Raw genomic sequence first — 207 nt, 5'->3', positions numbered from 1 at the left:
TTTAATATCTATCATTCATGTATTTAGCTGTAGAATATATGGGTTGAGAAAATACAAAAAGAAAATGTCGGAGGATGGAGACTTATGAAAAGAGCATATTTAATAGAAATCAAACCGACAACTGAACAAATTAGTAAAATCCGTCAAACTATTGGGGTGTGTCGATATGTATATAACCTGTATATCTCTAAAAATAAAGAGGCATAT

At 30.0% G+C, this 207-nt stretch carries 1 protein-coding gene and 1 pseudogene; both read left to right on the top strand.

Annotated elements, in window-relative coordinates:
* Positions 1-88: pseudogene (locus tag FS742_RS27390) on the top strand (IS607 family transposase); the annotation flags it as partial.
* A partial coding sequence (locus tag FS742_RS27385; RefSeq protein WP_186327226.1) for a helix-turn-helix domain-containing protein occupies positions 85-207 on the top strand: 123 nt, incomplete at its 3' end. The pseudogene FS742_RS27390 and the gene FS742_RS27385, both read left to right, overlap by 4 nt.

Origin of the sequence: Bacillus cereus, from assembly GCF_007678085.1 — a bacterium.
In the GTDB taxonomy this organism is placed as follows: domain Bacteria; phylum Bacillota; class Bacilli; order Bacillales; family Bacillaceae_G; genus Bacillus_A; species Bacillus_A cereus_BE.
The sequence above is the reverse complement of the archived record's forward strand: the minus strand, read 5'-3'. Positions and strand labels throughout refer to the sequence as shown.